Annotated in this window: 16 protein-coding genes; 11 read left to right on the top strand and 5 right to left on the bottom strand. The window is 54.9% G+C overall.

The features are described 5' to 3' along the window. The first annotated feature begins 37 nt into the window (after positions 1-37). The 9 genes from PAT9B_RS27455 to PAT9B_RS27415 all read left to right on the top strand — a co-directional run bounded on the left by PAT9B_RS27455 (position 38) and on the right by PAT9B_RS27415 (position 6,656). Positions 38-904 carry a transporter gene (locus tag PAT9B_RS27455; protein ID WP_013512545.1) on the top strand — a complete coding sequence of 289 codons (867 nt, stop codon included), beginning with the start codon at positions 38-40 and terminating at the stop codon, positions 902-904. 113 nt (positions 905-1,017) lie between these two features. Further along, positions 1,018-2,532 (top strand): amidase, encoded by a 1,515-nt coding sequence (locus PAT9B_RS27450; RefSeq protein WP_013512544.1) that lies wholly within the window; start codon positions 1,018-1,020, stop codon positions 2,530-2,532. 58 nt (positions 2,533-2,590) lie between these two features. Next, the gene (nthA, locus tag PAT9B_RS27445) at positions 2,591-3,208 is read left to right on the top strand and encodes a nitrile hydratase subunit alpha (protein WP_013512543.1); all 618 of its coding nucleotides are present in this window, start codon (positions 2,591-2,593) and stop codon (positions 3,206-3,208) included. A 12-nt stretch (positions 3,209-3,220) separates the two neighbouring features. Further along, positions 3,221-3,880 carry a nitrile hydratase subunit beta gene (nthB, locus tag PAT9B_RS27440; protein ID WP_013512542.1) on the top strand — a complete coding sequence of 220 codons (660 nt, stop codon included), beginning with the start codon at positions 3,221-3,223 and terminating at the stop codon, positions 3,878-3,880. Next, positions 3,877-4,314 carry a nitrile hydratase accessory protein gene (locus PAT9B_RS27435; RefSeq protein ID WP_013512541.1) on the top strand — a complete coding sequence of 146 codons (438 nt, stop codon included), beginning with the start codon at positions 3,877-3,879 and terminating at the stop codon, positions 4,312-4,314. Before nthB ends, PAT9B_RS27435 begins: the two co-directional genes overlap by 4 nt. A 26-nt stretch (positions 4,315-4,340) precedes the next feature. After that, entirely contained in the window at positions 4,341-4,550 is a 210-nt protein-coding gene (locus tag PAT9B_RS27430; protein WP_013512540.1) for a CbtB-domain containing protein, read from the top strand. 10 nt (positions 4,551-4,560) lie between these two features. After that, positions 4,561-5,328: a CbtA family protein gene (locus tag PAT9B_RS27425; protein ID WP_013512539.1), complete on the top strand. Its 768-nt coding sequence runs from the start codon at positions 4,561-4,563 to the stop codon at positions 5,326-5,328. Between the two features lie 4 nt (positions 5,329-5,332). Next, positions 5,333-5,875: a histidine phosphatase family protein gene (locus PAT9B_RS27420; protein WP_013512538.1), complete on the top strand. Its 543-nt coding sequence runs from the start codon at positions 5,333-5,335 to the stop codon at positions 5,873-5,875. A 142-nt stretch (positions 5,876-6,017) separates the two neighbouring features. Next, positions 6,018-6,656 carry an NAD(P)H-dependent oxidoreductase gene (locus PAT9B_RS27415; RefSeq protein WP_013512537.1) on the top strand — a complete coding sequence of 213 codons (639 nt, stop codon included), beginning with the start codon at positions 6,018-6,020 and terminating at the stop codon, positions 6,654-6,656. A gap of 31 nt (positions 6,657-6,687) precedes the next feature. Here the strand turns inward: PAT9B_RS27415 and PAT9B_RS27410 are convergent, their stop codons facing one another. From PAT9B_RS27410 to PAT9B_RS27390, 5 genes are all read right to left on the bottom strand, one after another. Next, on the bottom strand, positions 6,688-7,695 hold the full coding sequence (locus PAT9B_RS27410; protein WP_013512536.1) for a substrate-binding domain-containing protein: 1,008 nt from the start codon (positions 7,693-7,695) through the stop codon (positions 6,688-6,690). 29 nt (positions 7,696-7,724) lie between these two features. After that, positions 7,725-9,134, bottom strand: coding sequence for a sucrose-6-phosphate hydrolase (locus PAT9B_RS27405; protein WP_013512535.1), 1,410 nt, complete (start codon positions 9,132-9,134; stop codon positions 7,725-7,727). Further along, positions 9,134-10,504 carry a sucrose-specific PTS transporter subunit IIBC gene (locus PAT9B_RS27400; RefSeq protein WP_013512534.1) on the bottom strand — a complete coding sequence of 457 codons (1,371 nt, stop codon included), beginning with the start codon at positions 10,502-10,504 and terminating at the stop codon, positions 9,134-9,136. The genes PAT9B_RS27405 and PAT9B_RS27400 overlap by 1 nt, the downstream gene beginning before the upstream one ends. A 67-nt stretch (positions 10,505-10,571) precedes the next feature. Next, positions 10,572-12,092, bottom strand: a complete 1,521-nt coding sequence (locus PAT9B_RS27395) for a carbohydrate porin (protein WP_013512533.1) — start codon at positions 12,090-12,092, stop codon at positions 10,572-10,574. Positions 12,093-12,258: 166 nt separating this feature from the next. Then, on the bottom strand, positions 12,259-13,185 hold the full coding sequence (locus PAT9B_RS27390) for an aminoimidazole riboside kinase (RefSeq protein ID WP_013512532.1): 927 nt from the start codon (positions 13,183-13,185) through the stop codon (positions 12,259-12,261). 382 nt (positions 13,186-13,567) lie between these two features. Here PAT9B_RS27390 and PAT9B_RS27385 point away from each other — a divergent pair, with 382 nt between their 5' ends. Both PAT9B_RS27385 and PAT9B_RS27380 read left to right on the top strand, forming a co-directional pair. Then, positions 13,568-14,542 (top strand): DUF1852 domain-containing protein, encoded by a 975-nt coding sequence (locus PAT9B_RS27385; protein ID WP_013512531.1) that lies wholly within the window; start codon positions 13,568-13,570, stop codon positions 14,540-14,542. A 27-nt stretch (positions 14,543-14,569) separates the two neighbouring features. Continuing rightward, positions 14,570-15,598 (top strand): methionine synthase, encoded by a 1,029-nt coding sequence (locus PAT9B_RS27380; protein ID WP_013512530.1) that lies wholly within the window; start codon positions 14,570-14,572, stop codon positions 15,596-15,598. The last annotated feature ends 185 nt before the right edge of the window (positions 15,599-15,783 follow it).

Raw genomic sequence — 15,783 nt, 5'->3', positions numbered from 1 at the left:
ATAACCATCTGAAACGCCCTTTTTCCGAGGAATGATTATGCCGGGATTACGCTTTTGCCTGCTGGGTATGCTGCTGTCTGCGACATCGGCGTTTGCTGTTGAAGTTGCGCCTGGCGATTACAGCCAGTTCCCTGACGGTACGACGGTGGGTCTGCTGTATTACCAGCACGCAACCACCGGTTCGGCCCGCTCGCACGGTGACAAAGTCAGTTCTGATTACAATGTGACCTCCGATATCGGCATGCTGAGGCTATTGCATACCGTGCAGATCAGCGAGACGGCAACGCTCGATCCTCAGTTTTTGCTGCCGTTTGGCCGGGTGTTTGGTAGCGGCGATGCCGCTGCACTGGGTTCAGCCAATGGCACGGGGGACCTGATCCTGACCGTACCGCTCAAGGTCCGGCTTAACAGCGGCGGCGATATCTTCGGTTTTGCCCCCTATCTGTATGTCCCGACCGGCAACTATGACCATAACAACGCGCTGAATCTTGGCGAGAACCGCTGGAAGGTAGATTTACAGGCCGCCTGGGTGAAGTTCTTCGGCGAGAAGTGGGCGCTGGATATGGTCGGGGACGCCATCTGGTACGGCGACAACAACGATTACGGCACGGCGTCATCCCGCCTGAAGCAGGACAATTCATGGGCAGCGCAGATCATGGGACGCTATATGCCTGACCCGACGCTGTCGTTGGGTCTCGGCTTTGGACAGACCTGGGGCGGTGAGAGCCGAATCGATGGCGTAGAACAGGACAACCAGAGTCAGACCACCAATGTGCGACTGACGGCCACTAAATTTGTCACCCCACGCGATCAGTTTCAGATCCAGTTAGGCAGAGATCTGCGCGTCGAAAATGGCGCAGCAGAAGATTTCCGCCTGAATCTGCGCTACGCACGCGTGTTTTGAGGTTGTCCTTCCTGACCAGGAGTTTGTCCGTCTCAACCATGTGAACAAACTGCAGGCACGTTATGTTCGGGTCAGGGTTAACACCGTTTATGGTTTAAATCAGGGAAAAAATCATGGCTATTGAACGTCCAGATGCAGCGCAGCTGCATCACCTTGCCAGCTTGCTTCATCTGCAACTCAGTGACGAGGAGGCGGCTGAATATCTGGCGCTAATGCAACCCAATCTGGATGCGTATGACCTTATTGATGCGCTGCCGGATGACATTCCTCCGGTTAACTATCCACGTCAGCCGGGCTACCGTCCGGCTGGTGAGGAAAACCCGCTGAATGCCTGGTATTACAAAAGCGAAGTTAAGGGCGCAGCGGGGGGACGTCTGGCGGGAAAAACAGTGGCTCTTAAGGATAACGTTGCCCTTGCCGGGGTGCCAATGATGAACGGTGCGACCTCGCTGGAAGGGCATGTCCCGTTATTTGATGCCACCGTGGTCACCCGGCTGTTGGACGCCGGGGCGACCATCCTTGGTAAAGCCACCTGCGAACATTTCTGCCTGTCAGGTGGCAGCCACACCGCCGATCCGGCCCCGGTACATAATCCCTGGCGTCAGGGTTACAGCGCGGGTGGCTCCTCGTCAGGGAGCGCCGCGCTGGTGGCGGCGGGGGAAGTGGACATGGCCATTGGCTGCGATCAGGGAGGATCGATCCGCATTCCCTCGGCGTTTTGCGGCACCTATGGCATGAAACCGACCCACGGACTGGTGCCTTATACCGGCATTATGCCGATCGAGGCCACCATCGATCATGCTGGCCCGATTACCGCGACAGTAGCGGATAACGCCCTGATGCTGGAAGTGATGGCCGGGCCTGATGGCCTCGACCCACGGCAATACAGTTCACGTGGTGGCAACTATACGGCGGCACTCGGTAAAGGGGTTAAAGGGCTGAAAATTGGCATCCTTACCGAAGGTTTTCAGTTACCCAATTTGCAGCCAGAAGTGGCGCTGAAGGTGCGCAACGCGGTGGCCCGACTGGAAAGCCTGGGTGCCGTGGTCGGCGAGATCTCGGTGCCGGGTCATCGTCTTGCTGCGGCCTTATGGTCACCGATTGGTTGTGAAGGACTGACCATGCAGATGATGCACGGTAACGGCATGGGCTTTAACTGGGAAGGTTTGTATGACGTTGCCCTGCTCGATAAACATGCCGCCTGGCGTGACCACGCTGACTCGCTTTCTCCTTCACTCAAAATCTGCATGCTGATCGGTCAGTACGGACTCTCCCGTTACCATGGCCGGTTTTATGCCAAAGCGCAGAATATCGCCCGTCGTGCACGTGCGGACTATGATAGCGCCCTGAGTGACTTTGACCTGCTGGTGATGCCTACGGTGCCGATCACCGCGCAACCCCTGCCTGAAGTTGATTGCTCCATCACGGAGTACATTTCCCGCGCCTTCGAGATGATTGGCAATACGGCGGCACTGGACGTTACCGGCCATCCGGCAATGTCGATTCCCTGTGGGTTAGTCGCGGGATTACCGGTTGGCATGATGCTGATAGGGCGTCACTACGCGGAAAGCACGATTTATCAGGCCGCATCAGCGTTTGAAGCCAGCGGCGACTGGAAACAGATGTAAGGCCGTCCGGGCCGCGTGAGGCCCGGATATCAATCCACTGTCTTTACGGAGAAGCACGATGGCACACGACCATGACCATGAACACACCGCACCCCCGGCGGACATCGCCCTGCGCGTGAAAGCGCTGGAATCGCTACTGATTGAGAAAGGGCTGGTGGATGCGGCGGCAATGGATGCGCTGATTGACACCTATGAACACCGTATCGGCCCGCGTAATGGTGCCAGGGTGGTGGCAAAAGCCTGGAGCGATCCGGCTTACAAAGCGCGCTTGTTGGCGGACGGCACGCAGGCCATCGCCGAACTGGGATTTTCCGGCGTGCAGGGCGAGGACATGATGGTGGTTGAGAATACCCCGGAGGTCCACAACGTGACGGTCTGCACCCTGTGTTCCTGTTATCCCTGGCCGACGCTGGGTTTACCCCCGGCCTGGTACAAATCTGCGCCGTATCGCGCCCGCATTGTTATCGACCCGCGCAGTGTGCTGGCCGAATTTGGGGTGACGATTGGCGAAGACCGCGAAATCCGTGTGTGGGACAGCAGTGCTGAGCTGCGTTATCTGGTGTTGCCAGAACGACCGGCCGGAACCGAGGGCTGGAGCGAAGATCAATTGGCCGATCTGGTAACGCGTGACGCGATGATTGGTACCGGCGTGGCATTACAACCTGGCAGCAATTAACGGGAGACACCGATGAACGGGATACACGATCTGGGTGGCATGCACGGCATGGGTGCTGTCATGACTGAACCTAACGAACCGCCTTTCCATCATGAATGGGAGCGCCGGGCGTTCTCACTGTTTGCGTCGCTGTTTGTTGGCGGTCATTTCAACGTCGACATGTTCAGGCACGCGATTGAGCGCATGAACCCGGTTCATTATCTGGAAGAAAGCTATTACGAACACTGGATGCATGCCTTTGAGACCCTGCTGCTGGAGAAAGGCGTGATTACCCGCGAGGAGCTGGCAGGCAAGGTTGCTGCCGTGCCGGCCAGCGCTGCGACACCGGTACTGCGGCCGGATATGGTGCAGGCTGTGGTCACCACCGGGGCTTCTGCCCGGGTTGATGAAGCGGTGACGGCCAGATTTCGCGTCGGTGATCAGGTCAGAGCGAAAAACCTCAACCCTGGCGGTCATACCCGTCTGCCGCGTTATGCGCGCGGAAAAGTCGGCACCATTGAGATTGATCACGGTGTGTTTGTTACCCCGGATACCGTGGCTCATGGGCTGGGCGAACATCCGCAACATGTTTACAGCGTCAGGTTTGCCGCGACCGAACTGTGGGGTGCGGATGCACCAGCGAAAGATACGGTACGCATTGATTTGTGGGACGACTATCTGGAGGCCCTATGAGCAAAGACGTCGCGATCGCTCTCCCCGGCACTGATGCCGATGCCGCGCCTTTTGAGCATCCGTGGCAGGCACAGGTGTTCTCGTTGATTGTTCACTTGCATCAGGCGGGCAAATTTAGCTGGAAGACATGGGTGGAGGTTTTCAGTCGTGAAATCAACGCGGCACCTGCTCGCCCGGATGAAAGCATCAATGATGCCTATTATCGCCAGTGGGTGGCTGCGGCGGAGACGCTGATTTTGTCGCTTGAAATGACGGAAGAAGCGGACATTGCAAACCGCGCAACAGAATGGCGTCAGGCTTATCTGCATACGCCGCACGGTATGCCGGTGCTACTCAGTAACGCCAGTTGTCCACCCGCGCACAGCCATCATCACCCCACATTGCGGGTGCCGGTGGCGGTCAGTCCGGCCACCCGTACCCCTGAACTTTTATGATTAACCGCCAGAGAAGAGGAATGTGTATGAGTCACGTAGCGACATCCACCCAGGTTCAGGTTGCACCCATCCCACTGAGCACGTTACTGCCCTGGGCCGCATTCATCACCTTAATGGTGTTGCTGGCGGTCTATTTTGTTGGCGCAGAACAGGGGGCCACTGCCGTTTTTTCCGGTAACCAGGTCCATGAGTATTTCCATGATGCCCGGCATCTGCTGGGTTTCCCCTGCCACTGAGGATAAAGCGATGACCGGAAAACTCCTGTTGCAGGGCATGATGGCCGGAATTCTGGCGGGCATCATCACCTTCGGTTTTGCGCATGTGTTTGGCGAGCCGCAGGTCGATCGGGCAATTTCTATCGAAGAGCAGCTTTCCCATTCGCATCAGCATGCTGCCGCTGAGAATGGCCATCACCATGATGAGTCTGATGGCGAAGTCTTCAGTCGCCAGACCCAGTCCGGTGCCGGACTGTTGAGCGGAGTGATCCTGTTCAGTGCTGCAATGGGTGGCGCGCTGGCGCTGATCTGGTCTTTTTGCTGGCAGCGCACTGGCCCGGCGCATCCGCGCGCCCTGGCACTGACTCTGGCGATAGCCGGATTTCTGGTGATGAGCCTGATGCCGGGCCTGAAATACCCACCGAACCCACCCGCGGTGGGGGATCCGTCCACCATTGGTTACCGCACCAGCCTCTACTTTGTCATGCTGCTGATTTCCGCTGTGATCATGGTGGCCGCGGCGTGGAGTGCGCATCAGCTCCAGCCGCGTCTGGGGGCCTGGAATGCGGCGCTGTGGGGCGGCGTGGCGGGCTGCATCATGATGATCGTCGCCTGTATGCTGATGCCGGCGATTAATGAGGTTCCGACCAGCTTCCCGGCGGATGTGTTATGGCGTTTTCGCCTGAGTGCTATCGGCACCCAGCTGACGATGTGGTGTGTGATGGGGCTGCTGTTTGGTGCTTTTGCCGAGAAAGTGGTGCAGAAACCGGCGCTGCGCCAACTGGCGGATGTGCGTTGATCCTATGTCAGCGACCCTGCAACTGGTTTGCCAGGGGGAAACCCTGGCAAACCGGCAATCCCGCTTTCCCGCTGATGATCCTTTATGTGAACCGGCTTTGCTGCAACGGCGTAGCGGTTTTGCGTCGTACAGTAAAATCTGGACTGCGCCCGGTGTGGCGAGCCTGCAGACCGCTCAGGCGTTAGGACTAAGCGGGGAGCCGGTGGCCGCGCTGGTGGAACCCGATCATGGGCGCTGGTCGGGTTTAGCCATCAGGGATGTGATGAAGCAGGAGCCAGACGTCTTTCTGCGTTGGCTGGAAGGCGCAGCGCCACCCGAGGGCGAATCGCTTCAGCAGTTGATGCTCCGTTGTGAGGCGTGGCTGGCGCAACATGTCGCTGAACGCGGGCAGCACTGTGCCGTGGTGTCTTCAGCCATCATTCGGGCGATGGTAGTCAGCCTGCTGGGTGCGCCAGTCCGCGCGTTTAACGCTATCGATGTTCATCCCCTGAGCGTGACAGAACTGCGCAGTGACGGTAAACGCTGGCATGTGTGTTTGGGGAAGTGAGCACGTTTCCCTGGTGTGCATAGCTCGTTCTGCTTCAGACGAAGCGGCGGTGTGCTGTTAACATCAACCGCGTTTTGCAGGTTTGCGCCGCCGTAGCGTGGCGGGTGTTGCCTGCTTTCTCCCACACCAAAAGGAAAACATTGTGTCGATCGTGAATGAAAAACTTGCCTGGCGCTACGCGACCAAAAAATTTGATGCCAGCAAAGTGGTGCCTGAAGACAAGCTGGAACGCATTATTGAAGCGGTGCGTTTGACCGCGACATCGAGTGGGTTGCAGCCGTTTGAGTTGATGGTCATTACCAATGATGACATCCGGGCAAAAATTCGTGCGGTCGCCTGGGATCAGGCACAGGTTACCGATTGTTCTCACCTGATGGTGTTTGCCGCCTGGGATGACATCACGCCGGAACGCGTCAATATGATGTTCGATCTCACCAATGAAGTCCGTGGCTTCCGTAATGAAGGCTGGGAAAACTACCGTCAGATGCTGCTGGGTATCGTGGGTGAGCGGGGTACAGAGGCGAACTATCAGGCGGCGGCGCGTCAGGCGTACATCGCTCTGGGTAGCGCTCTGATTGCGGCAGCGTTTGAAGAAGTTGACGCGACGCCGATGGAAGGTTTTGACCCGGAAGCGGTTGACCAGATTCTGGGCCTGAAAGAGAAGGGCTTACGCAGCGTGATCATTCTGCCGCTGGGTTATCGTGCGGCTGAAGGTGACTGGCTGGTCAACCTGCAAAAAGTCCGTCGCAGCCGCGAAAACTTCGTCACTGAAATTAAGTAAACGAACCGTAGTGGCGCGATTTATCGCGCCGCTACGCCGAACGTAAACGCAGCGTAGCCGGAAGTATCACCTGGCTTTCTGCCGGGTCTTGCCCCTGAATCATCTGCGTCAGCATGGAGAAACACTCCTGCGCCAGGCGCGGTATGTTTTGCTCAACAGTGTCAATCGGCACTGACAGGGAATCGTACAGATAGTGATCATCAAAGCTGGCAATACGAATCTCACTGGTCAGTAAATGATGCTGGCTCATATAGCGCAGCACCCCTTCCAGCAGGCCACAGGCGGCGGTAAATAACGCTTTTGGCGGACGACCTAACCGGGCGCATAATGCCGCGAACATTTCATAACCGCTGCTCGGGTGGTAATTGCCATGAATGATCCATTCCGGACGCGGTGTTACGCCTGCGCGCTCCAGCCCTTGCATAAATCCCGCCAGACGATCTTTGGTGGGCGATAAACGTGGTTGCCCGCCAAGAAAATAGATCTCGTCAGGATTAGCGCGTGCCAGTCGCTCGACTAAATCGGCGGTGGGGGTAATGGAATCGGTAATCACCAGGGGCAACCGGGTGTCATTCATATGACGGTCAAACAGCACCACCGGCAGTTGTTCACTCAGCTTCACGTAATCGCTATCGCTCAGCATGCTGGATGCGACGATGATGCCATCCACCTGGCGGGCCACCAGATTGTTCACCACCACCATTTCCTGACCGGCGTTCTCGTCAGTACAGGAGATGAGTAATTGCAAACCCGCTTCGCGGCACAAATTTTCCAGCTCGTGAGAAAAAACCGCGAAACCGTGGTTAGTGATTTCCGGCACCACCAGCCCCAGCGTATGGCTGCGATCATCGCGCAGCAGACGGGCATGGATACTTGGCTGATAGTGATGTTGTTGGGCGAGAGTGAGCACTCGCTCGCGCGTCTCCTTCGCGACCCTTAACTCTTTGCCGCGGCCGTTAAGCACCAGGCTGGCAGTGGCTTTAGACACCCCAGCCAGCGCGGCGATATCACTAATGGTAACGCGTTTGGTTTTTCTCACGACAATGCATCGGTTAATGAAACAATAACTTATTCTACCATGCAGCGACGTAACGACCAGTAGCGGGCCTGTACTTCTGCGTGACCGCTCAGGGTTAATTGTGCCGGATGCGCAGGGAAGTAGCGGCTGCTCATGACCCCTTCGCCATCATTGATAAAGATCTCCACGCTGGAATGATCACACAGAATCTGCAAACGCCGCGCCGGGCCAACCCAGAAGCGATAAAGCCATTCACCGGTTACCAGGCTGCGCCGGGCCAGACGCAGCTCATGCTGATGCCACTGCAAAATCAAGGTATCAGCAAAATTCAGCGTGATATCGCCCTGAGATTCCAGCTCCAGTTCCAGGCGCTGTGCATCCAGTGCAGGGGCGTGGCAGGCGCTGCCGTGATACACCTGCTCCTCTGCGCGCAGTGCCTGCAATTCTACAATCGGCTGTTGATACAATTTGCCATTGCGATCGCTCAGTTCGCGCAGGCAGGTCATCTGATGAATCCAGCCGTTGTTGACCGTTGGCTGATGCATCTCTTCACCATCCGGCACGCCCATCCAACCCACCAGCAAACGACGGCCTGCGGCGGTCAGTGTGGTTTGCGGGGCATAAAACTCAAACCCGGCGTCCAGTTCGTGAAATGCGCCGTGATGAAAGCGCGCGGTAGCATAATCGAGCTCACCGCTGATCCAGGCGCTCGCGTGGGTGTTCAGGAAACGTTTCTCCTCGCGTGCGATGCCTTGTGGGCAGCAGATCAGCCAGCTGTGATCGCCGAGGGTAAACATATCCGGGCACTCCCACATGTAGCCAGCGGGCCCGGAACCGCCAACGCCACTGCCGGCGATCTCACCGAGATTGTGCCAGTCCCGCAGGTTCTCTGAACGCAGCAACAGTACTTTGCCCTGCAACTGCCGATCCTGCGCGCCCAGCACCATGTACCAATACTCGCCGTGTCGCCATACCTTGGGGTCGCGCACATGGCCGGTATAACCCGCGGGCAGCGCCATCACCGGGCCGAGTTTATCAAAGCCCCCGGCGCTGTTTTGTACCGCCAGACACTGCCAGGCGGTACGGCTGCCGTCGTCGAATTTGACGTTGCCGGTGTAAATCAGCGTCAGTACCCCGGCGTTGTCGACGGCGCTCCCGGAGTAGCAGCCGCTGCGGTCATAGTCGTCATCGGGCATCAGTGCGATGGGTTCGTGTTGCCAGTGCAGCAGGTCCTCTGAACTCCAGTGGCCCCAGCACTTGTGTTGATGCTGGCAACCCAGTGCGTTCCACTGGTAAAACAGATGGTAACGACCGGCGAAGTGGATAAAGCCATTGGGATCGTTTAGCAACCCGGTGACGGGTGCCAGATGCCAGCCGGGATAGTGGCTGTCGCTCAGGGCTTTGGGCTGACCGTGCATCACCGCTTTTAAAATGGCGGCCAGGCGTGTTGATGATGCCATTATTCAGAGTCCGTTTTGTATTTAAGCAGGTAAGAGAGAATAAACGCCGTACTGAAAGCGATGACCATCCCAATCGCATAATTGAGCAGCGAACTGGCTTGTACGATGGCCATACCGGGCAAACCGGTCAACCCAACGGCAGTCATATAGACATGCACCGACACCACCCATGCACCTCCGATCGCCCCGCCAATCAGGGCGGCAATGAACGGTTTCATAAAGCGCAGGTTGATACCAAAGATCGCCGCCTCGGTAATCCCCAGTAAGGCTGAGAAGGCCGAGGGTAGGGTGATGGCTTTGATCTTCGCATCGTTGGTTTTAAACCAGACCGCCAGACAGGCACCGCCCTGGGCGACGTTAGCCATGGCCCAGATGGGCAGCAGGAAGTTGACGCCAATCGAAGGATTACCCAGCAGTCCGGCTTCAATGGCGTGGAAGCTGTGATGTACGCCGGTAATGACGATCACCGAATACAGCCCGCCAAACAGCAATCCAGCCAGCCAGCCGGCATGGCTGATCAGTGTGCTGAGTACTAAGGAGATGCCGTCGCCCAGCATACGACCGGCCGGACCGATAACCAGCAATGCGATAAAGCCAGAGATGATCACCGTCAGGAAGGGGGTCAGGATCAGGTCCAGTGCATCCGGGATCACCCGGCGCAGCTGTTTCTCCAGCAGGCTCATAAACCACACCGCCAACAGCACCGGAAACACCGTGCCCTGATAGCCAATCATCGCCACTTCAATACCAAAGAAGTTCATGGTGTGGAAACCGGCCGCCACACCCCAGGCGTTGGTGAGTGCCGGATGGGTGAGGATACCGCCCAGCGTTGCCCCGAGGAACGGGTTACCGCCAAACTCGCGTGCGGCAGTGAAACCAATCAGGATGGGCAGAATGATAAACGCAGCGGAGCTGCACATATCGAGCATAATGTAGAGCGCGTTATCCGGATTGACCCAACCGTAAGTTTTCACCATCCCCAGCAGGCCCATCAACAGACCGGAGGCGACAATCGCCGGAATAATCGGCACAAAAATATTCGACAACAGACGGGCAATACGCTGGAACGGGTTCAGTTTGCGTGCGGCAATGTCGGCAGCTTCCGATTTGCTTGCTTCGCTAATTCCAGCCTCGGCAATAAAGGCGGCGTAGACCTTGTTGACGATCCCGGTGCCAAAGATCACCTGCAGTTGCCCGGCATTACGGAAACAGCCTTTCACCCCGTCGATTTTGCCAATGGCATCGGTATCCGCTTTGGCGTCATCCACCAGCACCAGACGCAGACGTGTCGCACAGTGGGCGGCACTGGCAATATTGTCCCTGCCTCCCAGTAGCGGCAGTAGCGAGCGGGAAATTTTTGCAAAATCCATACATACCTCTGTTTTTGATTTTTATGCTATCAACCCGCCTGATATGGCCCCCGCAGGGGCCAAACGGTCAGAACCAGGTTTCCATTTGTACGCCGAAGTTCCATTCACCACCGGCTTTGAAACCATTGCTGCCAAAGGCATCATCGCTGGCGTAGTTATCCAGGCGATGGTCCCAATCCATCCAGGTGGCGAAGAGGCGGATTTCCGGGCGTTTCAGGAACTCACCCACATCGCTGGCTTTCAGCGTGGGGGCGACAGTGAGTTTGTAGAAGCTGCCGCTGACGGCATTGCGGCTGTTGTAACCTTTCGGACGCAGATCCATATATTGGTAAGATCCCTCGTACTGCATCTCGAAATTCTGTGTAATTTCCTGAATCAGGCGCAGGTTGGCGGTAGCCCACTCATAGCTGTCACCTTTGACGTAGCGATCTTTACTGCTCTGTGCCAGTAACGCCGGGGCGATATGCCAGCCTCCCCCGAGCGGCGTAATGCCGTAACTGGCCAGACGCCAGGTATTGGCTTCCGGTAGCAATGCGCCGTCGGAGCCGATTGACTTGACCTCGGCACCCAGGCCGTGGCCGTAGAGCAGGGCAGTCTTGGCCGAACCGTCTCGCAGGCCGTAGAAGCTGTCGTTATGCAGCCCGACCAGGGCATGCAGACCGGTATTGGCCGCATCACCTTTGACTTTGTTGCCCTCAGTATCGACGCGATCATCGTTATCTCTGGCTCGCATACCGCTCACCATCAATTGCAACGGGCCAGCGAAGTTATTCAATGAGAGGATGTAGTTCTGCGAGGTGTTGTCGTTGTTTTCGATATCGCCAAAGGTGCGTCCGTACAGCGAGAGGTTGCTGCGAGCATCATCACTCCACTTCATGTCATAGATGCCTGCGCCAGTACCGGCGAGGAACACCACATCAGAGTCGATCCAGTGGATATCGAAGTTGTCGCGATCAAAGCGCTTGCCAGCCCAAACGGTGGCATCTTTAAACGCACCGGAAAAGGTGGGGAGATGGCCGATTTCCGTAAACGCCTGACGCAGGTTGAGATCACTGCTGGAGGCCGTCCAGTCGTTGTAGGTACGCTGGCCGTCGGCGAGCATGACTTTAAAGCGGGTAGTCGCACCATTGGTCAGCGTTTGTTTATGTTCCAGATTCAGTTCAACGTAGGTATCGGGTTCATTACCCAGGCGACCGATGTTGCCGCCAGTTTCGCCAGCAGGCGTCACGGTCGGGCCGCCCTGTGTTTTTGACGCAGAGTTATTCATCAGCAGCCCGGAGCGGGCATAGCCATGGAACTCAAAACCACTGTCATCATGGGTGGTTTGTTGTTCCAGTTTGGCGGTGCGTTGCTCGACCTGCGCGGTAGTGGTTTGATTTTGTTGTTGTGCGGCGGCAAGTTGCTGCGCCTGTTTTTCAGCGGCCTGAGCACGGTTTTCGGCGGCATTGGCACGTTGCTCTGCCGCCTGCAAGCGCTGTTCTAACGCCGCCAGGCGTGCCTCGATACTGCTCATACTGGGGTCTGCTGCCCATGCTGAACCGGAACCCAGCAACACACCAAGGGTTATAGCGAGAGTGCTTTTTTTCATTGTTTTGCGTCCCTGAGGAAAGGCTATCATCACAAAGTTATTTTTTGCTAAACCGGTTTAGGCGTTGAATCATAGCCACGGGTAATTTCTTCGCGCAATGAAATTTGCTAAACCGATTTAGTGATTGTGAGATAGCTCGCAAAACGCAGCGGCAGTTGGCCCTGATTTAGGCGAGTTGCTGCTCAAGCTGTTGCAGCCACGGCAGTGCTGTCATGGCTCCTTTGGCGGTGGTTGCCAGTGCGCCACAAATCTGGGCCCGGGCAAGACGTGTTGCCAGCTGGGGTTCATCTTGCGGTAGTCCATGTCGGGCAAGTCCCCACAGCAAGCCTGCAACAAAGGCATCGCCAGCCCCGGTGGTGTCCACGCTGATTACCGGCAGGGTGGGGTAGTGAGTGATCCGGTTATTATGCCAGGCCAGTACGCCAGCTTTGCCTTGCGTCACCAGCAGCAATACAAGACCAAATTCTGCGGCCAATTGGTGCATGGCGGTATCGGTCTGGCCCGATCCGGCAATAAACGCCAGTTCCTCCTCTGACAACTTCACCACATCTGCCATCTGCAAGGCCTGGTTAAGGCATGTCATCAGTTGGGCCGGGTCTGACCACAGGTCGTGGCGGATATTCGGGTCGAAACTGACCCGACCTCCAGCGGCCTTTATGCGCTCCATGGCGGTAAAGGTGGTGGAACGGGAGGGCTCTGCGGCCAGCGCTATTGAACAGCAGTGCAGCCACTCATCGGATTGAAATGGCGGCAAATCAGCCGGTTCGATAAAAAGGTCGGCTCCCGGGCGTACCATAAAAGTAAACGAACGTTCACCGTCTGCATCCAGCGAAACCACCACGGTCGAGGTCCGATGCACCGGGTCGGCAGTCATAAAGCGGATATCCACCTGCTCGCCCGCCAGCGTTTGGCGCATAAAATGACCAAAAGGGTCATCACCGACACGGCCAATAAAACCGCTGTTACCCTGCAATCGCGCGATACCGACAGCAACATTTGCCGGTGCGCCACCCGGACATTGCAACAATCGTCCATCTGCTTCCGGCAACAGATCCACTACGGCGTCTCCCAGACACCAGACACGTGCTGACATGCAATTTCCTCCATCAAATGAATGGGTGAAAGCTAACTAAACCGGTTTAGCAAGGCAACAGAAATTTTAGCCAGGAGAAGAGATCTGGATTGGTCGCTACAACAACCCGCAAAATTTCGCCCCCGCTGCGTTGCGGGCAAGGAAGAGGCCGGTCAGGATTTCATGTTGCCACTCTATATATACCTGATCATGAAGATGGCTCATGTTGTATTGAAATTAAATCACTTTTCACCCTTCAATGGCTCTGGCATAAAATATGCATTATCAACTTCAAGCCAGATAAAAAATACTGAATGAGAAAGTCCCAAAGAAAATTGGCTGACTTTTCACCAATCAGATGCCATTTCAGTATTTATCTCAGACATCAGGGTGCCGGATTGCGATGAGTAATAATCTTACATTTTCTATTAAGCGTATTTCTTTTGACGAAAATTATAACCCTTCAAAAAATACACGTATCACCACTAACTTTGCTAACCTGGCGAGAGGCGAGAAACGTCAGGAGAATTTGCGCAACGCCCTGGTGATGATTGACAATCGTTTCAATTCTCTGGCGTGCTGGGATAACCCTCATGGTGATCGTTATTCTGTTGAACTTGAAATCATTTCTGCTGAATTGAATATCGGTGCTGATGTTAGTTTTCCGGCGATAGAAATATTAAAAACCAGTATCGTTGATAAGAAAACCAATCAACGCATTGATGGAATTGTAGGAAACAACTTCTCTTCTTATGTACGTGATTATGATTTTAGCGTAGTGCTGCCTGAGCATAATAAGACGCAATCTGGATTTAGCACGCCAGATAATTTTGGTGATCTGCATGGGAATATCTTCAAATCTTTCCTGAGCTCAGAGGCTTATAAAGAGAGTTTTAGTAAGCAGCCAGTTATTTGCCTGAGTGTTTCCAGTAAAAATATCTATCGTCAGACCGGCAACCAGCATCCGGTGTTAGGCATTGAATACCAGCAAGATGAACCCTCCCTGACTGACCATTATTTTAATAAGATGGGATTGCAGGCCCGTTATTTTATGCCGCCGAATAGTGTTGCGCCTTTGGCCTTCTATTTTTCTGGCGATTTACTCAGTGATTATACGAATCTTGAGCTGATCAGCACTATCAGCACCATGGAGACATTCCAAAAGATTTATCGCCCTGAGATTTACAATGCGAATTCTGCGGCAGGAACATGCTACCAGCCCAGCCTGAAGCATCAGGATTATTCCTTAACGCAAATTGTTTATGATCGCGAAGAACGCAGCCAGTTAGCTATTGAACAAGGAAAGTTTACTGAGCAGCACTTCATCAAACCTTATCAAACTGTTCTTGAGCAATGGTCTGCTGATGCCGTTCTTTGATTAACCGAAAGTACAAGGTCACCTGTGATGAAAAAATTATTACCTACTTCAACTGCTGGCAGTTTACCTAAGCCCTCCTGGCTTGCACAACCGGAGACACTTTGGTCGCCCTGGAAATTGCAGGGTACGGAATTAATTGAGGGTAAACAAGATGCGCTGCGTCTGTGCCTGGAAGATCAATTAAGGGCGGGTATCGATATTGTCAGCGATGGTGAGCAAACCCGCCAACATTTTGTCACGACATTTATTGAACATCTCAGCGGCGTTGATTTTGAGAAACGCGAGATCGTTAAAATTCGTAATCGCTATGAAGCGAGTGTCCCCTCTGTCGTGGGTGAGGTTGCTCGTCAAAAGCCCGTTTTTGTTGAAGATGCAAAATTTTTACGTCAACTGACCAGCCAACCGATTAAATGGGCCTTGCCCGGTCCCATGACGATGATTGATACCCTGTACGATGGTCATTATAAAAGCCGGGAAAAACTTGCCTGGGAATTTGCCAAAATTCTTAATCAGGAAGCCAAAGAGTTAGAGGCGGCAGGTGTAGATATTATCCAGTTTGATGAGCCAGCGTTTAATGTGTTTTTTGACGAGGTGAATGATTGGGGAATTGCCGCCTTAGAAAGAGCCATTGAAGGGCTTAAATGTGAGACGGCTGTGCATATTTGCTACGGCTATGGCATCAAAGCGAATACCGACTGGAAAAAAACGCTGGGGACTGAGTGGCGGCAATATGAAGAGGTGTTCCCCAAACTGCAAAAATCCAACATCGATATCATCTCGCTGGAGTGTCACAACTCACATGTTCCAATGGATCTGATCGAACTGATTCGTGGTAAAAAAGTGATGGTGGGGGCTATCGACGTGGCAACCAACACCATTGAAACGCCAGAGGAAGTTGCCAATACGCTGCGCAACGTGCTGCGGTTTGTTGATGCCGATAAACTTTATCCTTCTACCAACTGCGGCATGACGCCATTATCGCGTCGGGTAGCCACAGGTAAACTCAATGCGTTAAGTGCGGGCGCGGAAATCGTTCGCAAAGAACTCCTGGGCTGACGTTTACCACGCACGACGTTCAGGATGCACCCGCTGTAAACAAAGGCGCGATTCATCGCGCCTTTTTACATTCAAATATTTTGAATTATTTAAGCAAATCCCTCAGCTTTTCCTCGACCCGATACAGGTCTATTCTCTCTCTCATCGAGGCAATACGCCTCACCGACTAAACAAAATTCTGAGGG

This window comes from Pantoea sp. At-9b, assembly GCF_000175935.2.
Classification (GTDB): Bacteria; Pseudomonadota; Gammaproteobacteria; order Enterobacterales; family Enterobacteriaceae; genus Pantoea.
Note: the sequence above shows the minus strand (reverse complement) of the source record. Positions and strands in the feature narration are given on the sequence as shown.

Excerpts from the sequence above, each read along its gene's own strand:
- PAT9B_RS27425 (WP_013512539.1), top strand. The coding sequence starts at position 4,561 with ATGACCGGAAAACTCCTGTTGCAGGGCATGATGGCCGGAATTCTGGCG.
- PAT9B_RS27380 (WP_013512530.1), top strand. The coding sequence starts at position 14,570 with ATGAAAAAATTATTACCTACTTCAACTGCTGGCAGTTTACCTAAGCCC.
- PAT9B_RS27430 (WP_013512540.1), top strand. The coding sequence starts at position 4,341 with ATGAGTCACGTAGCGACATCCACCCAGGTTCAGGTTGCACCCATCCCA.
- PAT9B_RS27420 (WP_013512538.1), top strand. The coding sequence starts at position 5,333 with ATGTCAGCGACCCTGCAACTGGTTTGCCAGGGGGAAACCCTGGCAAAC.
- PAT9B_RS27390 (WP_013512532.1), bottom strand. The coding sequence starts at position 13,185 with ATGTCAGCACGTGTCTGGTGTCTGGGAGACGCCGTAGTGGATCTGTTG.
- PAT9B_RS27395 (WP_013512533.1), bottom strand. The coding sequence starts at position 12,092 with ATGAAAAAAAGCACTCTCGCTATAACCCTTGGTGTGTTGCTGGGTTCC.
- nthA (WP_013512543.1), top strand. The coding sequence starts at position 2,591 with ATGGCACACGACCATGACCATGAACACACCGCACCCCCGGCGGACATC.
- PAT9B_RS27435 (WP_013512541.1), top strand. The coding sequence starts at position 3,877 with ATGAGCAAAGACGTCGCGATCGCTCTCCCCGGCACTGATGCCGATGCC.
- PAT9B_RS27400 (WP_013512534.1), bottom strand. The coding sequence starts at position 10,504 with ATGGATTTTGCAAAAATTTCCCGCTCGCTACTGCCGCTACTGGGAGGC.
- PAT9B_RS27450 (WP_013512544.1), top strand. The coding sequence starts at position 1,018 with ATGGCTATTGAACGTCCAGATGCAGCGCAGCTGCATCACCTTGCCAGC.
- PAT9B_RS27405 (WP_013512535.1), bottom strand. The coding sequence starts at position 9,134 with ATGGCATCATCAACACGCCTGGCCGCCATTTTAAAAGCGGTGATGCAC.
- nthB (WP_013512542.1), top strand. The coding sequence starts at position 3,221 with ATGAACGGGATACACGATCTGGGTGGCATGCACGGCATGGGTGCTGTC.
- PAT9B_RS27385 (WP_013512531.1), top strand. The coding sequence starts at position 13,568 with ATGAGTAATAATCTTACATTTTCTATTAAGCGTATTTCTTTTGACGAA.
- PAT9B_RS27455 (WP_013512545.1), top strand. The coding sequence starts at position 38 with ATGCCGGGATTACGCTTTTGCCTGCTGGGTATGCTGCTGTCTGCGACA.